This is a genomic window from Vreelandella indica (assembly GCF_037070225.1).
GTDB lineage: Bacteria > Pseudomonadota > Gammaproteobacteria > Pseudomonadales > Halomonadaceae > Vreelandella > Vreelandella arctica.
This window is the reverse complement of record NZ_JBANSO010000042.1, coordinates 1-18621: the sequence shown is the minus strand read 5'-3', so window position 1 is coordinate 18621 and position 18621 is coordinate 1. Positions and strand designations below refer to the sequence as shown.

The window sequence follows — 18621 nt, the reverse complement described above, 5'->3', positions numbered from 1 at the left end:
ACCACCAGTAATTATGGAAGGCAAATCATCACTGCCAATGGCACGAGGCAGCGGTAAGAAAGCGATCTTGAAGGGACTATCTCAGAAACTTTCCATAACTGAGGGTTGAGGATAATTACGGTTATGGAAGTGTTTCCATAACCGTAAAAACTGGCTGTTCAGCCATACTCCGAGCGGCGCTCATGCCAGCGCGGCGATCTACAGCCTGATCGAAACCGCCAAAGCCAATGGTCTCTCGCCTTACGACTACTTGCAGTATGTCTTCGCGACACTGCCCACCCTCGACGATGATGACCTCAACACGCTGTTGCCCTGGCAGTGGAAAGAGACATTACCGGTCTAAGCGACATCTGCCTAGATGTGGTTAGTGGCTCGCTTACCTCACCACGATTGCCGTCATTCAAAAACCCCCGGTGCTGCTCAAACGAGACACGACCATAGGGCAGATGGTCGAATCGGCCGACTCTGCATCCAAGGGCGGCGTGGCCAAACCCACTCGACCGTTGGCGATTGCTTGGGCTTTTGGCTTTAGGTTCTTGAGAAAACCTTTGTGTCAGCTAGGCTCCACGGCACCTTTAAAAGTATTTATGGATCTGCTCAAAATTACCCAGGAAGTGCCATTGGACATTTATCAAACGGAAGTCTTCTCTTGATTATTGAGACCGCCATTTTCCAAGAAAGCAATATTGACAACATTAACTTATATTCATAAAACAACACTCGTTAGTTTTAATGCTTCGCTTAATACATTACAGCCACTTATAAGTTTTTACATTTTTAAAACTCAAATATTATTTTATTAAATTCAACACTCCTAGCTTTCTGCATAGTATTTTAATTAAAAAGATACCATGAATCGTTTAATAACCGTTTAACAGCTATTGGGAAATTAGCGCTTAAAACCAATCGCCACTAAACTTTAGTCTTATTTTTATATAATTTTCTCATATACAGAACACGCATAGGCTATGCACAGAAGAGTGCTGCCAGTTAAATATTCCAACGCTCTGGCCAGCCAATACTCTGTTGTATAACGATGATGATATGCCCCTATGCCCTACGTTCACGATACGTTAACACGACTTAATAAAAGCAGCCCTGCACAGTCAGAATTTTATCAAGCCACCGAAGAAGTGCTCGAATGCCTACGTCCGCTAATTGAGCAGAGTGATTACTACCACCAACACAGCATTATTGAGCGGATAGTCGAGCCCGAACGGCAAATTATGTTCCGCATAAGCTGGGTAGATGATGCCGGAAGCGTACGGGTCAACAAAGGCTATCGTGTACAGTTCAACTCTGCCCTTGGCCCTTATAAGGGCGGCTTACGCTTCCACCCCAGTATTACCTCAGGCACCATAAAATTTCTCGGCTTTGAGCAAATCTTCAAAAATGCGTTAACCGGTTTGCCAATCGGCGGTGGGAAAGGCGGCTCTGATTTTGACCCAAAAGGAAAATCAGATAACGAGATTATGCGCTTTTGTCAGGCATTCATGAGCGAGCTATACCGTCATATTGGCCCCAACTGCGATGTGCCTGCTGGTGACATCGGCGTCGGTACGCGGGAGATCGGCTTTCTCTTTGGCCAGTACAAGCGGCTCACCGGCCACTATGAAGGCGTGCTGACAGGCAAAGGGCTTAACTGGGGAGGCTCGCTGGGCCGTAAAGAGGCCACCGGCTACGGGGCGGTGTACTTTGCGCAAAACATGCTGGCTGCCCGTGGAGATGAGCTTCGTGGCAAAACCTGCCTCGTTTCCGGCGCGGGCAATGTAGCGATTTATACCATTGAGAAGCTGTACGAGCTGGGCGCTAAACCGATCACCTGCAGCGATTCACGTGGCACTATCCACGATAAAAACGGCATTGATTTAGGCTTACTCAAACGGCTCAAAGAAGTGCAGCGCACCTCTTTAGAAGACTACCTGCAGGAGTACCCTGACGCGCACTACATTGCTGTACGTGACTATCCCCTGGGCGGGCATGCCGTATGGCATATTCAAGCCGATGCAGCCTTCCCTTGCGCGACACAGAATGAGCTGACCGCAAGTGATGCGGAAACCCTGCTCGCTAATGGCGTAACGTGTATTAGTGAAGGGGCCAACATGCCCTCTACCAAAGAGGCCGTCGACCTGTTTCTAAACGCTAAAATCGCCTATGGACCTGGCAAAGCCGCCAATGCAGGTGGTGTCGCTACCAGCCAGTTAGAAATGGCGCAAAACAGCAGTATGGAGCAGTGGTCTCTAGAAAAAGTTGACCAGAAATTAAAACAGATTATGACCAATATCCACCGTCAGTGCGCTGACACAGCCGACGAATTTGATGATAAAACCAATTTGGTACTAGGCGCCAATATTGCAGGCTTCAGAAAGGTGGCTGATGCCATGATTGAACAAGGTGTCACCTGATCGTCTTTATTTTATAAATCGCTTATACTGTAAAAAGTATGCAGTCCTTCCTTTATTGGGGAAGGGCTGTTTTTTATTGGTTTAAACTTATTGCTTTAAGGAGAGTCATCATGGAACCACGTCCTGCTATTATTATTAATCGTCTTGATGCCGAACGCCTCCAGCGCTTGATCGACAATGCATCCGATAAAGATATGGCCGTAGCTCAGCTACTTGAGGAAGAGTTATCACGAGGTGAGGTCTGCGACCCCGAAGATATACCGGATGACGTGGTCAGCATGAATAGTCAGGTTCGCTTCACCGACCTCACTCGTGGGCTTAAGATGATTCGAACCCTGGTTTACCCGCACTCACTGGAAAGCGTAGCGGACGGCATTTCGGTGATGGCGCCCATTGGCGCGGCTTTGATCGGCCTCAAGGTGGGCGACATCATCGAATGGCCATTACCCAACAATACCGAAACACGGCTACGTATCGATGCCATTTATTGGCAGCCCGAACGCGAAAAGCAGTTCCACCGATAAGTCGCGCCAGAGAGTCCGCTAGTATCGGATAGAGAAAACTTCGCGGTGTTAGTGAAAAACTTATAAAGTATGGGAAATTGAAATTTATGGCATCACTAATGCGTGATGCCAATGGGTTATAGAAAAAGAAAGTGCGTTTACTTGAAAAAAATATTAATAAAAATTAAACAAGAATAGTGAATCGTTGATTAACGGTCATCAACCATTATCTGTTCAGCACCAAAGCCGTATTGTCCGGCACACTATCTGCGTGATAACTCGCTACGCTTTGTCATGCGGCCTTCAACGCAACGATTAGGTTGTATCGGTTGCTTCTGTTCCAAGTTCAAGGGGCTCGCCATCTTCATCCAGCAACTGGTGGTCGTAGGCGGCCTGAAGGCCGGTATCTTCCACCGGTAGCGGCTGCGGCTCTTCCTCCTCGGCCCAGTAGTCAATGTGGCCTGGATAAAGTGGCGATAAAAACGCCACCAGGATGCCGATCACGGAGAAGATCGCAAAGGCGTCCGCATAGCCCAATCCATCGACCAGCACACCGACCATCGGAGAACCCACTGCCTGCCCAAGCGCGCAGGCCATAAAGGGCAGCACCGGCCCCATCGACAGCCGCCCCGGCAGTAACCGGATGCCTGTCATCAAGTACAGTCCCGTTAAGCTCATGTAGGCAAGCCCGAAAACCATCGCGGAAAACATCGCCAGCGCTAGCTGGCTTGGGCTAGCGGCCAGTAACACCAGGCTTGAAGAGAGCATCATCAACATCAATGCCTGGGTGATGGGTGGGTTATTGCGGTCGGCGAGATCACTCACTACGGCACCACCGAGCCCGGCGATACCGACCGCAAACCATAGCCAGCCGGTGTGACCAGGGGGCAGCGCGCCAAGGGTAACCACCAGGTCAGGCGCGAAAAGCCAGTAAGGAGAAGAAACAAAGCCCATGGCGAAGGCGAACAACGAGAGCCGGGTGAGCCGCGACCACTGCAACCGGGTGATGGGCGGTGGCGGTGCTGCGTTGGCTGGCGTTACTCTTGAAACCGACGGGATAAAGCACCATGCCGCCACCACTCCCATGCCGGTCAGAACGGCAAAGAGCGCATAGGTCAGGCGCCATGCATCAGACAGGAAAACGACCGTCGGTACCGCCACGATAATTCCGACGCTGGTACCTGCGTTCATGATCGAACTGACTCGCCCGTGCATCGCCCGGCTCACCAGTGCCTGCATAGCGGCGGTCAGCGCGGGCATCATCAAGCCGGTGCAGATCCCGCAGATAAACACCCCCACCCCGAGCGAGAGTGCGTCGGAGGCCTGACTAATCAGCCCCAGGCCAACAACCCCGAAACCACCCGATAGCACTGCCAGGTTACGCGCACCGAGACGATGCGCAGCAAGTGGCGCGACCAGGGTAGCCAGCACGAAACTGATAAACGGCAGCGCCCCAATGACCCCGATAAGGTAGGGCGTGAGCGCCAGCTCGGCGCTGATGGAAGGCACAAACAGACCAAATGCAAAGCGCGCCAGCCCGTAACTAATGGCGACCAACGCGGCACCGAAGATGGCAAACCCCATGTTCGACAAGGTTTTCATACTGACACCTCCACGGCCGCGCGCTGGATAAATAAAAGTCCGCCTAGCTCATTGTCGTAGCAACCGCCGTGATGAGCAATGCAGGTGGGCGGTCATTTACCGAAGTAGTTTTTAAGTAGTAGTTTTTAAGTAGTCGTTTTCGAGATAATGGCTATCGCCCCCCTTCACGATTGTTCTATAGTCGAGGCACGCTAACCGGATTCCCCCAGCCTATGGCCGTTGACCTACAAGCGCTTTATCCCAAACTGATCCACCTGATGCTGGACGCGATCTTCGTGGTCGATGCAGACAACCAGATCATCTTTGTAAGTGATGCCTGTGAGTCACTGCTCGGATACCATCCCCACGAGCTGATCGGCACCCTGATCACCCACTACATGCACCCCGACGATCTAGCGGCCACACGGGACTCCATTGTGCGAGTGATGAACGGAAAGCCCCACGTCGATTTCCGCAACCGCTATATCCGTAAAGATGGCGCTACCGTCCACATCCTGTGGTCTGCCCGCTGGTACGAGGAAGAGGGCGTGCGAGTTGGTGTCGCGCGAAACGTCACGGCCCTTATGCAGGCCGAAGAGGAGTTACGCTACCTCGCCCATCATGATTCCCTGACCAAACTAACCAACCGAGCGCTCTTCTATGACCGCCTTGCCTTGGGTCTGAGTACGGCCCACCGCTACCAGAGCAACCTGGCGCTGCTGTTTCTGGATCTTAATGACTTCAAAGGCATCAATGACGTTTATGGACATGCGGTGGGTGACCGTGTGCTCTGCACAGTTGCCAGACGGCTGGAAGGCTGTGTGCGCGAGACGGATACCGTGGCCCGCATGGGCGGTGATGAGTTCACGGTGTTGTTAACGGACATCAAGTCGGCGCACGCTGTCACAGAAAAGGTAGAGCAGATCCTCACCGTTATGAACGCGCCGCTAGGCGCTGAATTCGGCGACGTCAGAATGCCATCCTGCAGCATCGGCGTAGCCTGCTACCCCACCGACGGCGAAGACGCCGACACCCTACTGAGCCATGCAGATAGCCATATGTATCAGGTGAAAAGGCGCGGGCGCTAATGGACAAGGAAATAGCGCGCTTGGGGATTGATTTATCCTTTATGCTGGAAAGTTTAATCATCACTTCCACGTTGGGTACTGGTGCCCGCTATTGCTATCCTGGCGTTCGTCGGCGTTTATCAGTTGCACTCTGATCTATTTGCTATTTACTTGATGCTGGTCATCGGCGTGTTTGGGTATTTACTGCGTAAGCTGGGCTTCTCCCTGGCGCCAGTGATTCTCGGCTACGTACTGGGTGGGTTGATGGAGCAGAACCTGCGCCGAGCACTCTCTATCAGCGGCGGCGACGTCGGGATCCTATGGCAATCGGGAATCTCACTGGGGCTGTGGGTGGCGGCGGTATTACTATTGGTGCTTCCCTGGTTGATACCGAAGCTATTGGCCTCCCGCAAGCTAAGCGCTGGATAACGATGCTTCTGGTCCGACAATGAAGAGATAGCTAGCCCTGGCCCGTGATAACGATCGCCAGGGCTTTTATTTGCAAACCTGTGATGTTGAAAACGATGCGAGCAATACACTTGGCCCCCTTAGGCCGTTTCTTACCAACATTGGCACTCGGGCTTATCGGGGGCGGGTTAGCTTATTGGCTACAATTGCCGCTTCCCTGGCTATTAGGGGCTATGATCGCGACCACGGCGGCCTCCCTGGCAGGCGTACCGATGAGGTCGCCGGGCAAGGGCCGCCAGGGCGTGCTGGTCGTCATTGGGGTCATGCTCGGTTCAGCGTTCACCGCCGACATGACCGGAGATGCAACACGGTGGGGGATCAGCTTGGCGATTATGCTGGTCGCCACGGCGGTGATGATGACTTTCTCGGTGTGGTTTTCCCGCCGCGTGGCGGGGCACTCCTGGGAAACGGCGCTTTACGCTGGCGTGCCTGGCGGGGTTTCCACCGTCACCGGGATGGCGCTCTCTTCAGGGGCTGATTTGCGCATCATCGGCATTACCCATGCGGTGCGCATATTGGTTCTGCTGGTGGCCATCCCGCCTGTTTTGCAGTTTATCGGCCATGTCGACATTAGCAGTACCGCGCCAGCCTTATCGCAGTGGTTATGGATGCCCTCCTCCACGGATATCGCGTGGCTGCTGGCGGCTGGCATTGTCGGCATGCGGCTGGGTAAGCACCTTCGCCTACCTAGCCCACTGCTATTTGGCCCGGCCCTTGTCTCAGCAGCGCTGCACTTCTCGGGCCTCACGCATGCTGCCGTCCCGCCTGTGATCATTGCGCTCGCACAGGTGGTCATCGGCATTTCCGTTGGTGTGCGCTTTGCGGGTGCCCCGATTGCCGAGGTGGGAATGGCCATGCTGATGGCGGTCATTCAGGCCCTGGTACTGTTACTGCTGGCGATTATTGCCGCCTGGATAGGGCATTTACTCACCGGTTACTCTGCCGCGGCGGCGCTGCTCGCCTATATGCCAGGTGGCGCCCCAGAGCTAAGCCTGGTTGCACTGAGCTTAGGTATCGATCCCGCCTTCGTTACCACTCACCACCTACTACGCATCACGCTACTGGTGTTGTTGCTGCCTTTATTGCTCCGGCGAATGGTTTTAAACGCCTAACGATCATCTTGTGGTTTTTGTGAATCAGAACACAGCGCCTAAATAGTCTGAGAAAAAAACTGGCAAGGTTAAGTGTTATTTCATGAATGCAGCGAAGGCATGCCTCCTCATACCTTCGCTAAATAACTAGCTGTAAAGCTCGAACAGTGACCCTTGGTCGCTAAATCGGACTGCTACTGAGAATAGGCTGACGTCGATTGAACAAGCAGTCATATTCTTCCTTGCCCACCGCATAGCACTCGCAGACCCGTTCCTCTAAACCCTGCCGGTCAAGAATCTTGATATGGCCACGGTGGTAGGAGATTAGCCCTGCTCTCTGGAGCTTGCACGCCGACTCGGTGACGCCCTCGCGACGCACTCCCAGCATATTGGCAATTAACTCGTGGGTCATGATCAATTCGTTGTTTGGCAGTCGGTCAATGCTGAGCAGTAGCAAGCGACATAGCTGCTGGTCAAGGTTGTGATGGCGATTGCATACCGCTGTTTGCGCCATCTGTGTCAGCAAGGCTTGGGTATAACGCAGGAGCAGTCGCTGCATCGCGCCGGCGCGGAAGAATTCCTTTTTGAGCAGATGGCCCTTGAGACGTAATGCCTGCCCGCCACTCTGCACAATCGCTCGGTTGGGGGTGCTCTCACCGCCCATGAACAACGAGACGCCCAACACCCCTTCATAGCCCACCACGGCAATTTCTGTCGAGGAGCCATCCTTAATCACGCCGAGCAGCGAGACGATGGAGTCTAACGGAAAGTAGGCATAGTCCATTGGCTGTCCGGATTCACACAGCGATTGCCCCAGTGTCAATGTCACCTCCTCTAAATGAGGCAACAGTTGATTCAGTTCTTCTTCCGGCAATAAGCCAAGCAAAGCATTTTGCTGGCAATCACAAAGTACTGGCATTGATATCTCCCTATAATGTCAGTAGCGCAGTTTGAGCATCATCGCTTCTGTAAGGCTTCCCTTTCTTAAAGATAGGACATTATCAGGTGGCAACGACGATCACAGAGTGGCCGTTCGATGGCTGCTTATACTTCGACCATGAAAGCCTCTGTGTTAGCAGCTTCGCGCCATGAACCGGGCCGCTTCTGACGACCCGGCGAACAAGAAGTGTCATTCTCCAGAGGCTGTTTCCAGTTCAGTCTCGAGAGCGGCAAAAGCGGCCTCATCAGTGAGCAGTTGGCGCAGCGTTTCGACGGCAAGCCGGCCCTCGTTATCGATTAGGTTATCGAGCCAGAGCAGCGCCTGCTTTTGATTGGGATTCTCGTAGCCACGCGCCAAGAGATAGGCCCTGGCCAAAGCGAGGCGGGCACTTTGGTGTCCTTGGCTTGCTGCCTGATAGAGGTAGCGCGCACCACACTCGGGATCCTTCTCGATGTTACGCCCGCTCAGGTACTCACGGCCGAGGGAGGCCTGAGCACCCGCGTGGCCCTGCTTGGCTGCATCCCGGAGCAGCTCGTAGCCTCGCTGAACATCCTGGCCAATCGCGCCTTCGCCACGCATAAAGGCGATGCCTAGTTCGGCACGCGCATAGACGGCCCCAGCATCACTCGCCTGCTGATACCAGCGCTCGGCCAGCTCGGCATCTTTTCCAACCCCTTTACCGTGCTGATAGGCATCGCCCAGCACGTAGGCGGCAAGGGGGTCGCCTGATTTGGCCGCGGCGTTGAGCAGTTCAAGTCCGCGCTCCACATTTTGTTCGGTGTGCCTGCCGGTCAAGTAGGCTTCGCCCAAGTCATTGCGGGCGCCAGCATGCCCTCTAGACACCGCGGTCTCCAGGTATTCAATGCCGCGCTCACTGTCGCCCCGATCAAGATACATGCGACCAAGGCTTGCCGCGGCACCGGCATGTCCCGCCTGGGATGCTTGCTCCAGCCAGCTTTCGGCCTGTTGCTGGTCACGCTCAACGCCCTCACCGTCGAGATAGGCACGGCCAAGATCGGCCATGGCACTCGGATGCCCATTTTTTGCTGCGGCGATGAGTGCCTCAATATTGCCTTCAGCACCCAGGTCGCGCTGCACGTAGGCAAGCGCATCGGCGGCGGACGCGTGCCCTGCCTCCTGAGCCCGGGTCAGCCACCGCTTGGCCTTATAGAGGTCGCGCTTAACACCGTTGCCTTCTCGATAGGCACGACCCAGCAACACCATGGCATAGTCATCCCCTTGCTCGGCGGCTTGGGTGAGGAGTCGAATGCCCTGAGATGGATTACCCTCCAGCGTGCCGTCCAAATAGGCTTCGCCGAGGGTGGTCATGGCGGTGGTGTTTCCGGTTTGGGCTGCTTGTGTCAGCAACTCTTTGCCGCGACTAGGCTTTAAGGGTAAGGCATCACCTGTCAGATAGGCCTCACCAAGCAGGCGCATCGCGCCGGTCTGGTTTTGAGCGGCGGCATTTTGCAGCAGCTCCTCGGCACGTTGGGGGTCTTGTGTCACGCCACGGCCCTCTAGATAAGCGGCACCGAGTTGCTGGGTCGCCCATGGGTGCCCCAGCTCATGGCCGCGCTTCAGATAGTCTGCGGCGATGGCAGGTTGACTTTCGACTTGCTCGTCGCCCATGAGCAGCGAGCCAAGCTGCGCCAGAGCCAGAGGATGGTTGCTCTCTGCCGCTTGTTCGAGCAGGCGAATGCCGCGAGGTAGGTCGTCAAGGCCTGCTCGGCCTTCGACAAGGGCACGGCCGAGAATGACCCGGGCATCATCTGACCCCGCCTGGATGGCCTCGCTCAGCCACCGTTCAGCGCGGTTTGGATCTTCCGGTTGACCCTCATTCTCAGGCGTCAGCAGTGCTTGGCCGAGGTAGATCATCGCCTTGACGTGACCCTGACGGGCGGCATCTTCCAGCAGAGGCATACCCAGCCGGTACTCACCGACGCTGACCAACTCGCGCCCAGCACGGGCCTGGGCGTCAAGGTCGCCCGCTTGCGCGGCTTGCTGCAGCCACTGGATGCGCTGATCGGGCCGGTCACTGAGCAGTCCGTCAGGGGAATAGAGCGATGCCAATTGAAGCATAGCGCCGACATCGCCCTGTCCAGCGTTGGCCTCAAGTTGTTTGACGTAACGCTGCGCATAAGCCATCGATTGTTCGGCATCCTCTTCCAGCCAACCACCGGGTGCGTACGCTTCGGCTAGGGCCTGCAGAGCTTGTTCCTTGTCTTGGGAGGCAGCTTGCTCGTAAAGCTGACGGGCAAGTTCGGGGTCCGCCTCTACGCCTTCGCCGCCTTCAGACAGCAGGTTGGCAAGCTCGACGTCTGCTGTCCGGCCAAGGTTGGCCTCTTTGGCCTGCCACAGTAGGTGATAGGCGAGCACGTCGTTACGTTTTACGCCACGACCCTCTAGATAGAGCCGGGCGAGGTTGAGCGAGGCATGGCCACGTGTCGAGGAAGGCTCATTGATAGCCTTGCCATACAATCGTGCTGCTTCGGTGAGGTCTTGTTCGACGCCGAGTCCCTTTTCATAGAGCTTGGCCATCTCATAAAAAGCAGGTGGCACATAGCGGTCCATTAAGGGGTGCAGGAACGTGATGGCTACTTTGTAACGGCCCTCTTCGATACGCTCCTGGGCTAGGTTAATCGTGTCCCAGTCTGACCCATCCGTATCGGCCTCCGGACCGCTGGCGAACCAGCCAGCGTATTGCGCGGGAACGGGGCCTGCATGTTCTCCAACTGGCGGTACTTCAGAAGTGGTTGCGCAGCCAGCGAGCCATGCTGACAAGGTTAACGCTGCGGTCAGCCGCAGCGTGGGCGTGTATAGCGTCCTGATCGTTGTCCTCTTCATATGCTCCCCACTCTCCTTATGTGGCTCAGTTACTGTTCAGTTGCTCAAGCCCCGAAAGGCTTCGGTCTCCTGACGCCGTTCATCCGTGTAGATGTGCTCCTGGGCGTCGGGATCCATGAAGTAAAGCGTGACATGGCCCCCCGCGCTGCGACTGTAGGTGGGTCGTGCCCGGGTAATAAGGCTGGCCATTCTTTGATGGTCAAAGTGCGAAAGGTAGATCTCCATCCATGTGAAGTACTGTGGGTCACGCAAGAAACCGGTGTACTGTTCCTGTGGCGCGTAATCGCCTAACGCGGCGGGGTCGTCCAGGATCTGGAACAGGTAGTCGACACCTTCATGGATGTTGCTGTCTTCATATTCCAGATTGAAGATGTCATAGCCTTGGCGATGGATGACCTGCATATTGGTGATGAGGTAATTGAGTGCGTAGTTTTGGTAGTGAGTAGCGCGTCGTCCGCGACTCATCTCAAGGGGCAGAGCGCCTTCCTCGGTCATATCGTGCAGGGCCGAGTAAATGGCGCTAACACCAAAACGAAACAGGTCGTTGTCTTCGACCAGCACGCCAATCATGGTGGCGTAAAGCGCGCGCCGATATAAATGGTTATTACAGCAGCTATCCTGCGGCGGACCAGGAACTGCCGAGTGCTGTAAGGCCAAGCCTTGCAGCCACTGTTCAATGTCGGCCCGCTCTTCTTCAAGACCATCAATGAAAGGGCGCACAATAGAGTAGGCCATGGCCGCCGCGAACAACATCGACTCAGAGGCGAACCAGGCTTGCGGTTGCGCCGTATCATAGACAAAGTCGGTCAGGGCCTCGGCCTCGGCCCAGCGATACAAGTAATGCACCAGGCATTCGGCATAGTAAATGTCGCCACTCGCAACGAAAGAACCGGCCAGGTTCGATACGCTATCTTCGAAATCGAACAATGGCCCGGTAGCCAGCTCCCATTCTGTGCGACGGGGGTAGAAACCGGGTATCGCCCCCCGCGTCGTGATGGGCTCCGAGTTAGTCTTCTGGCGGCAACTGGGGCCCATCGAGAGCTTGTCGCTTAACTGCAGCAAAATAGTGCTATCGGTTTGCTCAAGCAGCGCCATGCGCGCTTTTACGTCGAAATAGCTGGCGTTCGTATCGGTGACACGATAGTTGGAAAGGTCAATTTTTTGGCGTTCCTCTCTTGAGAGGGTGTCGTCCAAGTTCGTATCGGCCGACAGATCGATGCTGCCCATTGCCAATAAGGCAATGGGCAAGGCAAACAGAAACCGTGCGGAACGCCCTTTTGCTAATGCAAGAGGCATGATCGTTATTGCTCCAATTGCGCTCAAGTACTTACGTTAAAGTACTTATATTCGAGCACTTATGCTCAAGTAATAGCGCTCAAGATCTTGAGGTATAGAAACGGAAGTCGGCAAAATCCACGTACTGGTCGCGTGGCGTGCGCCAGCCTTCCCCGGTCCCGCCAAAGAAAGTGGAAAACATCAAACCATCAATGGTGATGTCCGGCGTGGTACGAAAAATAATGTTTTGCTGTTCCAGCACAGGCTCGCCGTCTATCCATATCCGGGCGACACCGTTCTCCCGCTTTGGGTCGTTAAGCATGATTTCCTGTTCAATAGTGACCCATGATCCAGTCGGGTAGCGCCAGAAGCCGCGACCAACTGAGGCTCCCTCGAAACCAACCACGTAAGGGTAGAGCTCACCTGCACCCTCCTTGCGCCACATCAAGCGCATAGAGAAACCGTTTTCGCCATCGACGCTCTCGCCGCCGGAGGGGGCTTCACCTCCGTACAACCCAGGCAGTTTGCCCCCCTTCACGAAATCAAAATCGGCAGGGAAGCGCACCTTGTAGCTCAGGCAGGCACGGTCGGCTTCCTGGAGCGAAGGGGGTTCGCTGTAGAAGCCGGCCCCGCCGAGAGGCTCATCACTGGGTGAGGAGCTGCCAGCGGGATAGTGGACACGCAGCCCAGCTTCATTGATGCCGGTATCGTTAGCAGCCAAGCGCTCTACGTTCTCTTTGGTTCCCCAGTGGTGATTGGTATCGAACCCCTGGCGAACGGCGTTATAAGCGTCTTCGGCGGGCGCCGGACTTGGGGTTTCGGCCAACTCATAACGTTGAGAGCAAGGCGCCACTTGTGGAATGCTGACGACGGCATCCTCGGCTTTGTCGGCATGGCTGACCGCGAACGGTAGCAGCGTTAGCACGCTCAATAGCAGACGCTTGTGCCGTAACCCGATACACGGGTGCTGGTGTTTACCCTTCATCGCTGGTTTCATCGGTACCGTTCCTATAGTGGTTTATTTCCTCCAGGGCTGTGTCATAGAGGTCATAGCTGGACTGTTTTATCCAGTTCGCGCCTTGCCATATTTTTTCCGAGGTGGCACTCAGCAGCGGTGTTTCGCTAAAGCGAACATCTACCGGCTGGCCCACGCTTTCTGGAGGCAGTGGCGCCTCTGGCGACAGCAGTACACTGGCCACGTTTTGCTGCTGCCGTACCCAACTGGGGAAACCGGCGCGAGGCTGTGGTTCAACGTCAAGGGCGACATAGCGCACCTGGGCGCGAATCGGCTGGGTGGCATTGGCCAGTGTGACGTAGGCCTGCTGATTGGGCTCGATGCGGCTAATGTCATCCATGTGCACCAGTGCCTCGACCATCACATCACCTTCATCGGTACGGACCAGGGTCATGATCCGCTCGCTCTCGTCGATGTAGACCCCGGCAGCACTACTCAACGCCCAGGCCACGCGGCAGTCACAGGGGCTGTATATTTCGTTACTGGCCTGAAGTTCTTTGAGGGCGGCGATACGCGAGTTCTCGAAATCGCGCACTTCCTCGAACTGTTCGACACGGGCCTCGGCGATATCTGGCGAGACCGTCTCGAAAGTGGTGAGGTCACCGCTGGCTGGCTGTGCGGAGCTGGCCAAGCTGATCTCTTGGGCATCTTCCTCAAGGTAGTTACGTAGATTCTCTATCAGTTGGACGTTATAGCTGAGTGCCGCCTCTGCCAGGATCAGGTCTGATTCGAGGTCGCTATTGATCACGTTGGTCAATAACTGATCGCGCTCGACTTGGTCCCCAGCGGTAAAGCCGTGCTCGCCAAGTATTCCGGGGCTGGGGGCGCGGATATCGATACGCGGCGCCGTCACAGCGGCGAAGCTGGGCTCAATCAGAACGAAGTTGCGATAGGCCGTCGCCGCGCTTACCAACACCAACAAGCCGATCGCCAGAAACAGGAGAATGTAGCGTCCGATAGGCTTTGGTTGGCGCTTAGGAGGCGTTGGTTTGGTTGCCTGCCGCTTGCGTGGCGTCTGTGGATCTTCGCTGGCCATTTGGCCTTCGATATTGGGCGAACGCCCACTCAACCCGCTACGAATGATCTGACGTAGCGACTCGTGGTGCTGCGGATCTATCTCATTGATCTTGAACCTAACGTCATATCCATTGCCACGCTCTCTGGGAATGGCGTCAAGGCATTCGGCGTTGACGGCCACCATGACGTCAAAGCTACCCGCCGCCATAATCAGTGAAGCGGAAACACGCTCGCCCGGTTCAAAAGCACGTTCGCTGTGGGCAGAGAAGCCGCCGAGGGAGACATCATTGCCGTCCAGCTCAGTATCGCTATCGGCGAGGGTTACTCGAAATGGGGTCGCCACCCGGATATAGCCACGTTCATCGCGACGCTCGTGCTGCAGTGGGTTACCTTGCATCAGGCGTTCGTTTTCTTGATTGACACTTTCTGACGTTGGGGACGCATCGTCTTTCGTCCCTTGTTGATTTTCGTCGAGAGTGGGTTCATGCCGCTTGTGGGCACCGTTTAAATGATCATCTTTCATCCGAAGGTTGCTCCTTGCATCAGGGATGAGTCGTAGACACCTCGAGCGTGGGCGTAGGCTCGATCCAAAGCCTTTCATTGCACTGTCTTTGAGAGCGCTTTGAGAGCACCGTTAGCGTGGTCTGTTGACGGGCCTGCGTGCTGGCGCTCTGTGACAGCGCCTTGATCAGGCCACCTTCCACCAGAAAATAGTCGGGAGGCGACTGGACCGGTTCACAGGCCTTGTCGGTAAGGTTGGTGTCGACCGAGCGATCTAGACGCTGGGAACCATGGACAGGCTCCCGCACCTGATCGAGAGCGATATGCATAGTGGTCCGGCCTGGAGGCATTATGTCGCCGGTCGAGATAACCAGGATGAAGAGAAGAACGCCATAGACCAAACTATGCAACGCATGGCCTATGCGCCGCTGCCTGCGTGCCGCCACCGGATCGTCTGGCTCACCAGCGGAGATACCCTGGCGCGACCATTGCTGACGATTGAAGCGAAAGCTGACATAGGTCTTGAGGATCGCGCCCCACACCTGGTTGTAGTAAATCAGCGGAATCCACAGCAAGCTGAAACGGCCGCGTTGCCAAGCCAGAACAGACACCGCAATGCCGCGACTAAACATGATCCACAGCACGTAGATGAAGAAAAACGAGGGCCTGATGAAAAGCGTCACCAGGGTTACCACCGTGGGGCCCACCAGGGTCGTCCACATGGAGATGCGCTGGTCGACCAAGCTCCACCAGGTGAACATCCCCATCGGGCGAGGGCCCAGGGCGATGGCGCGATTGCTGGTGCGCAGCATGTTGCCAAACCAGCGCCGCATCAGATCCGTGGACGAGGCGAAGAAGCGATGTCGATTAGGGAGCTCCTCGAACCCAGTCACGTAGACATCGGGAACGTAGAGCATCGACCAGCCGTTCTTTAGCAGCCAATACCACGATGACTTATCGTCACCGGACAGAAACTTGAAACTCCCGAAGCGCCAGTGATCAACGTGGTCGCTTTCGATCAGCTCGATGAAATCCGGCTGAATGGCGAGGTCGGTGCGAAAGACACTATAACGCCCCGTAAGAACCAGCAGGCGCCGCGATAGCGACATCGAACTCATCATCAGGTGGCGCTGTGCATAGCGCAGGTCGTACCACTCGCGGGTAACATCATTACCAGTGACCTTGGCGCGGTTGTTCGTCGTCAGCGCCCCCAGGTCCTCCTGGGCAATAAAGAAAGGCAGCGTGCGTGACAGCGTGTTTGGCTCCAGGAGGATATCGCCATCCATTGAGATCAGCAGCGAGCCCGGCGCGGGCAGGCACCGGGAGATCGCCCGCAGCACCTCGGCCATGGCCGAGCGCTTGCCGTCCCCCTTCTGGAACATATAGCGCACGGTGACATTCTGCGGCCAGTCATTGTCGTCCAGGACGTGATTGATGATATCCACGTCGGTACGGTCCGACACAGAGGCAAAAATCGTCGTTGGCACACCGTATTGATGGGCTTCCCGTATCAGCGCATCGTAGACCTGAAAGTTGACACGCTGATCGATACGAAAGGACGTACACAGCACGTACAACTCAGGCGGCTTCTCATGGTGACCGGCGGCATCGGCTTCGGCACGCAAGCTCGGAAAGACGAGCCGGTTGTACCACAGCGAACGAAAAGCCTGCACCGCCCACCACGAGTACCGCCAGATGGCGATCCACCCGATGATGAAAAAGAAGCTCTGCGACTCGGGCGAAAACACATCCGCTGGCAGCTCCCTAACGACGAAGATCAGCAGCGCCAAACCGAACAGGAAAGTGGTCAGTTCCGTCATACGGCTGGCAGAGGAGTGCTTATGGCGTTTAGCAAACATGGGAATGCCTCAAGCCGGGACGGGTCGCACGGAGTCACCGCGGCCGATGGCGTAATAGGCAAGCCCTGCCGCCTTGACGCTTTCGGGATGAAAGAGATTGCGGCCATCGACAACCACGGGTTCAAGTAGCGTCTTGCTTAACAGCGAGAAGTCGACGGTGCGAAAAGCTTTCCACTCGGTGCAGATGACCAGTGCATGGGCGCCTTCCAGCGTATCTTCGCGTTGTTCAGCGAGCACCAAGTCGTCACGCTCTCCGTAGATTCGACGGCACTCGTTGTTGGCCTCCGGATCAAACGCCTGAACGCGCGCGCCGGCATCCCATAGGGCTTCCATCAGGGCGCGGCTGGGGGCCTCGCGCATATCATCGGTGTTAGGCTTGAAGGCAAGCCCCCACACAGCAATGGTTTTGCCTGCCAGTTGGCCATCGAAGGCTTGATAAAGCTTTTCGAACAACTTGTTCTTCTGGCGGGAATTGACCTGTTCCACCGCCTCAATGATGTGAGCGGGATGGCCGACTTCTTCGGCGGTATTGGCTAGAGCTCTGACGTCTTTAGGAAAGCAGGAGCCCCCATAGCCACAGCCGGGGTAGATGAAGCTGTAACCAATGCGCGGGTCGGAACCGATCCCGTGGCGAACCTCCTCAACCTCGGCGCCAAGATGCTCGGCGAGGTTGGCGACTTCATTGATGCAACTTATCTTGGTCGCCAGCAGCGCATTCGCCGCGTATTTGGTCAGTTCGGCACTGCGCACACCCATGAACATCATCTTGTCGCGCTGGCGATTGTAAGGGCCATAACACTCCCGCATGGCTTCCCTGACGCGCTCAGAATCGGTGCCGACAATGATCCGAGAGCCGCGCGAGAAATCCTCGATCGCCGCCCCTTCCTTGAGGAATTCCGGGTTCGAACAAACGTCAAACTCAATATCCAGCCCCCGTTTCTCAAGCTCGGTAGCAACCGCACGCTCCACCTTTGCGGCGGTACCCACGGGCACCGTCGATTTGTCGACGATAATTTTGTAATCGTCCATATGCTGGCCAATGGTCTCAGCCACTTTAAGCACGTGCTTGAGATCGGCACTGCCATCTTCGTCGGAAGGGGTGCCAACAGCGATGAACTGGAGCAAGCCAAATTTGACCGCCTCGGCGGCATCCGTGGTGAAACTTAAACGACCAGCGGCCTGATTATCGCGAACTAGACGCTCCAAACCGGGCTCAAAAATCGGTATTTCGCCAGCTTTAAGGCGGGAGACTTTATCCTTGTCCACGTCGACACACATAACGTCATGACCGACGTCGGCCAGGCAGGCTCCTGTTACGAGACCCACATAACCACAAGCGAAGATGGTAATCCTCATTTTCCCTGCTACTCCTTGTCCTTGTTGATGAGCCATTTCATGTTTTACGTCAAAAGGTTGCCGATAGGCACTGGCGTAAAAGGCCTAGAAATTGAACATCGAACTTTTTCAATCCAAATAAACCAACGCGTCCTCATGTTTAGGATGTTGATAGAAGGTTCGTATATTAGTAGTATCAAAATTTAAGTTACGCGTTTGCTAATCTTCTGCACAAACGGTTACACAATTAGGATAGGTGATGCTGAGCTGGCCCTCTGTTCGCTAGCGCACTTAAGTCATATTAGCCATTTCAGAAACACCAACAGATAATTGATTTATAAAAACTTTCTGGGCTTAAAGCAGACCTGATCACAAACCGTGATCAGCAAGTCTATTGGCGGAAAGAGTTACGTTAATCCCGCCTTATTCACGAGGGCGCTGATTGAGCGGTCTGAAGGTACTGGCTGTTGGCATTGCTTATCAGGATTCGCATCTTCAGCGCGAGTGGCTGTTGAGTAATGCCAGAACGCAGCCCTTTTCCTACTTACTTATAGCTCTTTGGAATCAATGGCGGCCGTCCAAGCAGCCGTGATCGCCGACCGCCGCTCCGGTCGCTCGCTTTCTGATGCTGTGGTGGTCTCGCAGGAGCGTCAGCTCAGTGCGGTCAGCTTCGGCAACCCCTTCAGCAGCGTCGGCCACCACTTGTCGGCGGCGGCACCC

The 18621-nt window shown here is 55.4% G+C and carries 12 protein-coding genes and 2 pseudogenes; 6 read left to right on the top strand and 8 right to left on the bottom strand.

From position 1 onward, the window contains the following. Nucleotides 1-142: 142 nt before the first annotated feature. The 3 genes and pseudogenes from V8L71_RS19495 to rnk all read left to right on the top strand — a co-directional run. Nucleotides 143-343, top strand: a pseudogene (locus V8L71_RS19495) (transposase domain-containing protein); the annotation flags it as partial. A gap of 709 nt (nt 344-1052) precedes the next feature. Next, the gene (gdhA, locus tag V8L71_RS19490; RefSeq protein ID WP_336275197.1) at nt 1053-2405 is read left to right on the top strand and encodes an NADP-specific glutamate dehydrogenase; all 1353 of its coding nucleotides are present in this window, start codon (nt 1053-1055) and stop codon (nt 2403-2405) included. Nucleotides 2406-2515: 110 nt separating this feature from the next. Further along, on the top strand, nt 2516-2929 hold the full coding sequence (rnk, locus tag V8L71_RS19485; protein ID WP_336275196.1) for a nucleoside diphosphate kinase regulator: 414 nt from the start codon (nt 2516-2518) through the stop codon (nt 2927-2929). A 294-nt stretch (nt 2930-3223) separates the two neighbouring features. Here rnk and V8L71_RS19480 read toward each other — a convergent pair whose 3' ends face one another. Next, on the bottom strand, nt 3224-4510 hold the full coding sequence (locus V8L71_RS19480) for an MFS transporter (protein WP_336275195.1): 1287 nt from the start codon (nt 4508-4510) through the stop codon (nt 3224-3226). Between the two features lie 212 nt (nt 4511-4722). On the opposite strand from V8L71_RS19480, the gene V8L71_RS19475 reads away from it, so the two are divergent. The 3 genes and pseudogenes from V8L71_RS19475 (at nt 4723) to V8L71_RS19465 (ending at nt 7136) form a co-directional block, all read left to right on the top strand. Continuing rightward, entirely contained in the window at nt 4723-5577 is an 855-nt protein-coding gene (locus V8L71_RS19475) for a diguanylate cyclase domain-containing protein (protein WP_336275194.1), read from the top strand. A 75-nt stretch (nt 5578-5652) separates the two neighbouring features. Continuing rightward, nucleotides 5653-5985: pseudogene (locus V8L71_RS19470) on the top strand (tripartite tricarboxylate transporter permease); the annotation flags it as partial. Nucleotides 5986-6068: 83 nt separating this feature from the next. Then, the gene (locus V8L71_RS19465; RefSeq protein ID WP_336275192.1) at nt 6069-7136 is read left to right on the top strand and encodes an AbrB family transcriptional regulator; all 1068 of its coding nucleotides are present in this window, start codon (nt 6069-6071) and stop codon (nt 7134-7136) included. Between the two features lie 160 nt (nt 7137-7296). On the opposite strand, the gene V8L71_RS19460 is transcribed toward V8L71_RS19465, so the two are convergent. From V8L71_RS19460 to V8L71_RS19430, 7 genes are all read right to left on the bottom strand, one after another. Beyond that, on the bottom strand, nt 7297-8034 hold the full coding sequence (locus V8L71_RS19460; protein ID WP_336275191.1) for a Crp/Fnr family transcriptional regulator: 738 nt from the start codon (nt 8032-8034) through the stop codon (nt 7297-7299). Between the two features lie 210 nt (nt 8035-8244). Continuing rightward, nucleotides 8245-10899 (bottom strand): tetratricopeptide repeat protein, encoded by a 2655-nt coding sequence (locus tag V8L71_RS19455; RefSeq protein ID WP_336275190.1) that lies wholly within the window; start codon nt 10897-10899, stop codon nt 8245-8247. A gap of 36 nt (nt 10900-10935) precedes the next feature. Next, complete coding sequence (locus V8L71_RS19450) at nt 10936-12195, bottom strand: alginate lyase family protein (protein WP_336275189.1); 1260 nt, start codon at nt 12193-12195, stop codon at nt 10936-10938. 79 nt (nt 12196-12274) lie between these two features. Continuing rightward, complete coding sequence (locus V8L71_RS19445; protein WP_336275188.1) at nt 12275-13171, bottom strand: polysaccharide lyase; 897 nt, start codon at nt 13169-13171, stop codon at nt 12275-12277. After that, nucleotides 13149-14729, bottom strand: coding sequence for a PilZ domain-containing protein (locus tag V8L71_RS19440; protein WP_101145611.1), 1581 nt, complete (start codon nt 14727-14729; stop codon nt 13149-13151). Before V8L71_RS19440 ends, V8L71_RS19445 begins: the two co-directional genes overlap by 23 nt. 19 nt (nt 14730-14748) lie before the next feature. Next, on the bottom strand, nt 14749-16566 hold the full coding sequence (locus tag V8L71_RS19435) for a glycosyltransferase (RefSeq protein WP_101145612.1): 1818 nt from the start codon (nt 16564-16566) through the stop codon (nt 14749-14751). A gap of 9 nt (nt 16567-16575) precedes the next feature. Further along, on the bottom strand, nt 16576-17922 hold the full coding sequence (locus V8L71_RS19430) for a UDP-glucose dehydrogenase family protein (RefSeq protein ID WP_101145613.1): 1347 nt from the start codon (nt 17920-17922) through the stop codon (nt 16576-16578). Between the last annotated feature and the right edge of the window lie 699 nt (nt 17923-18621).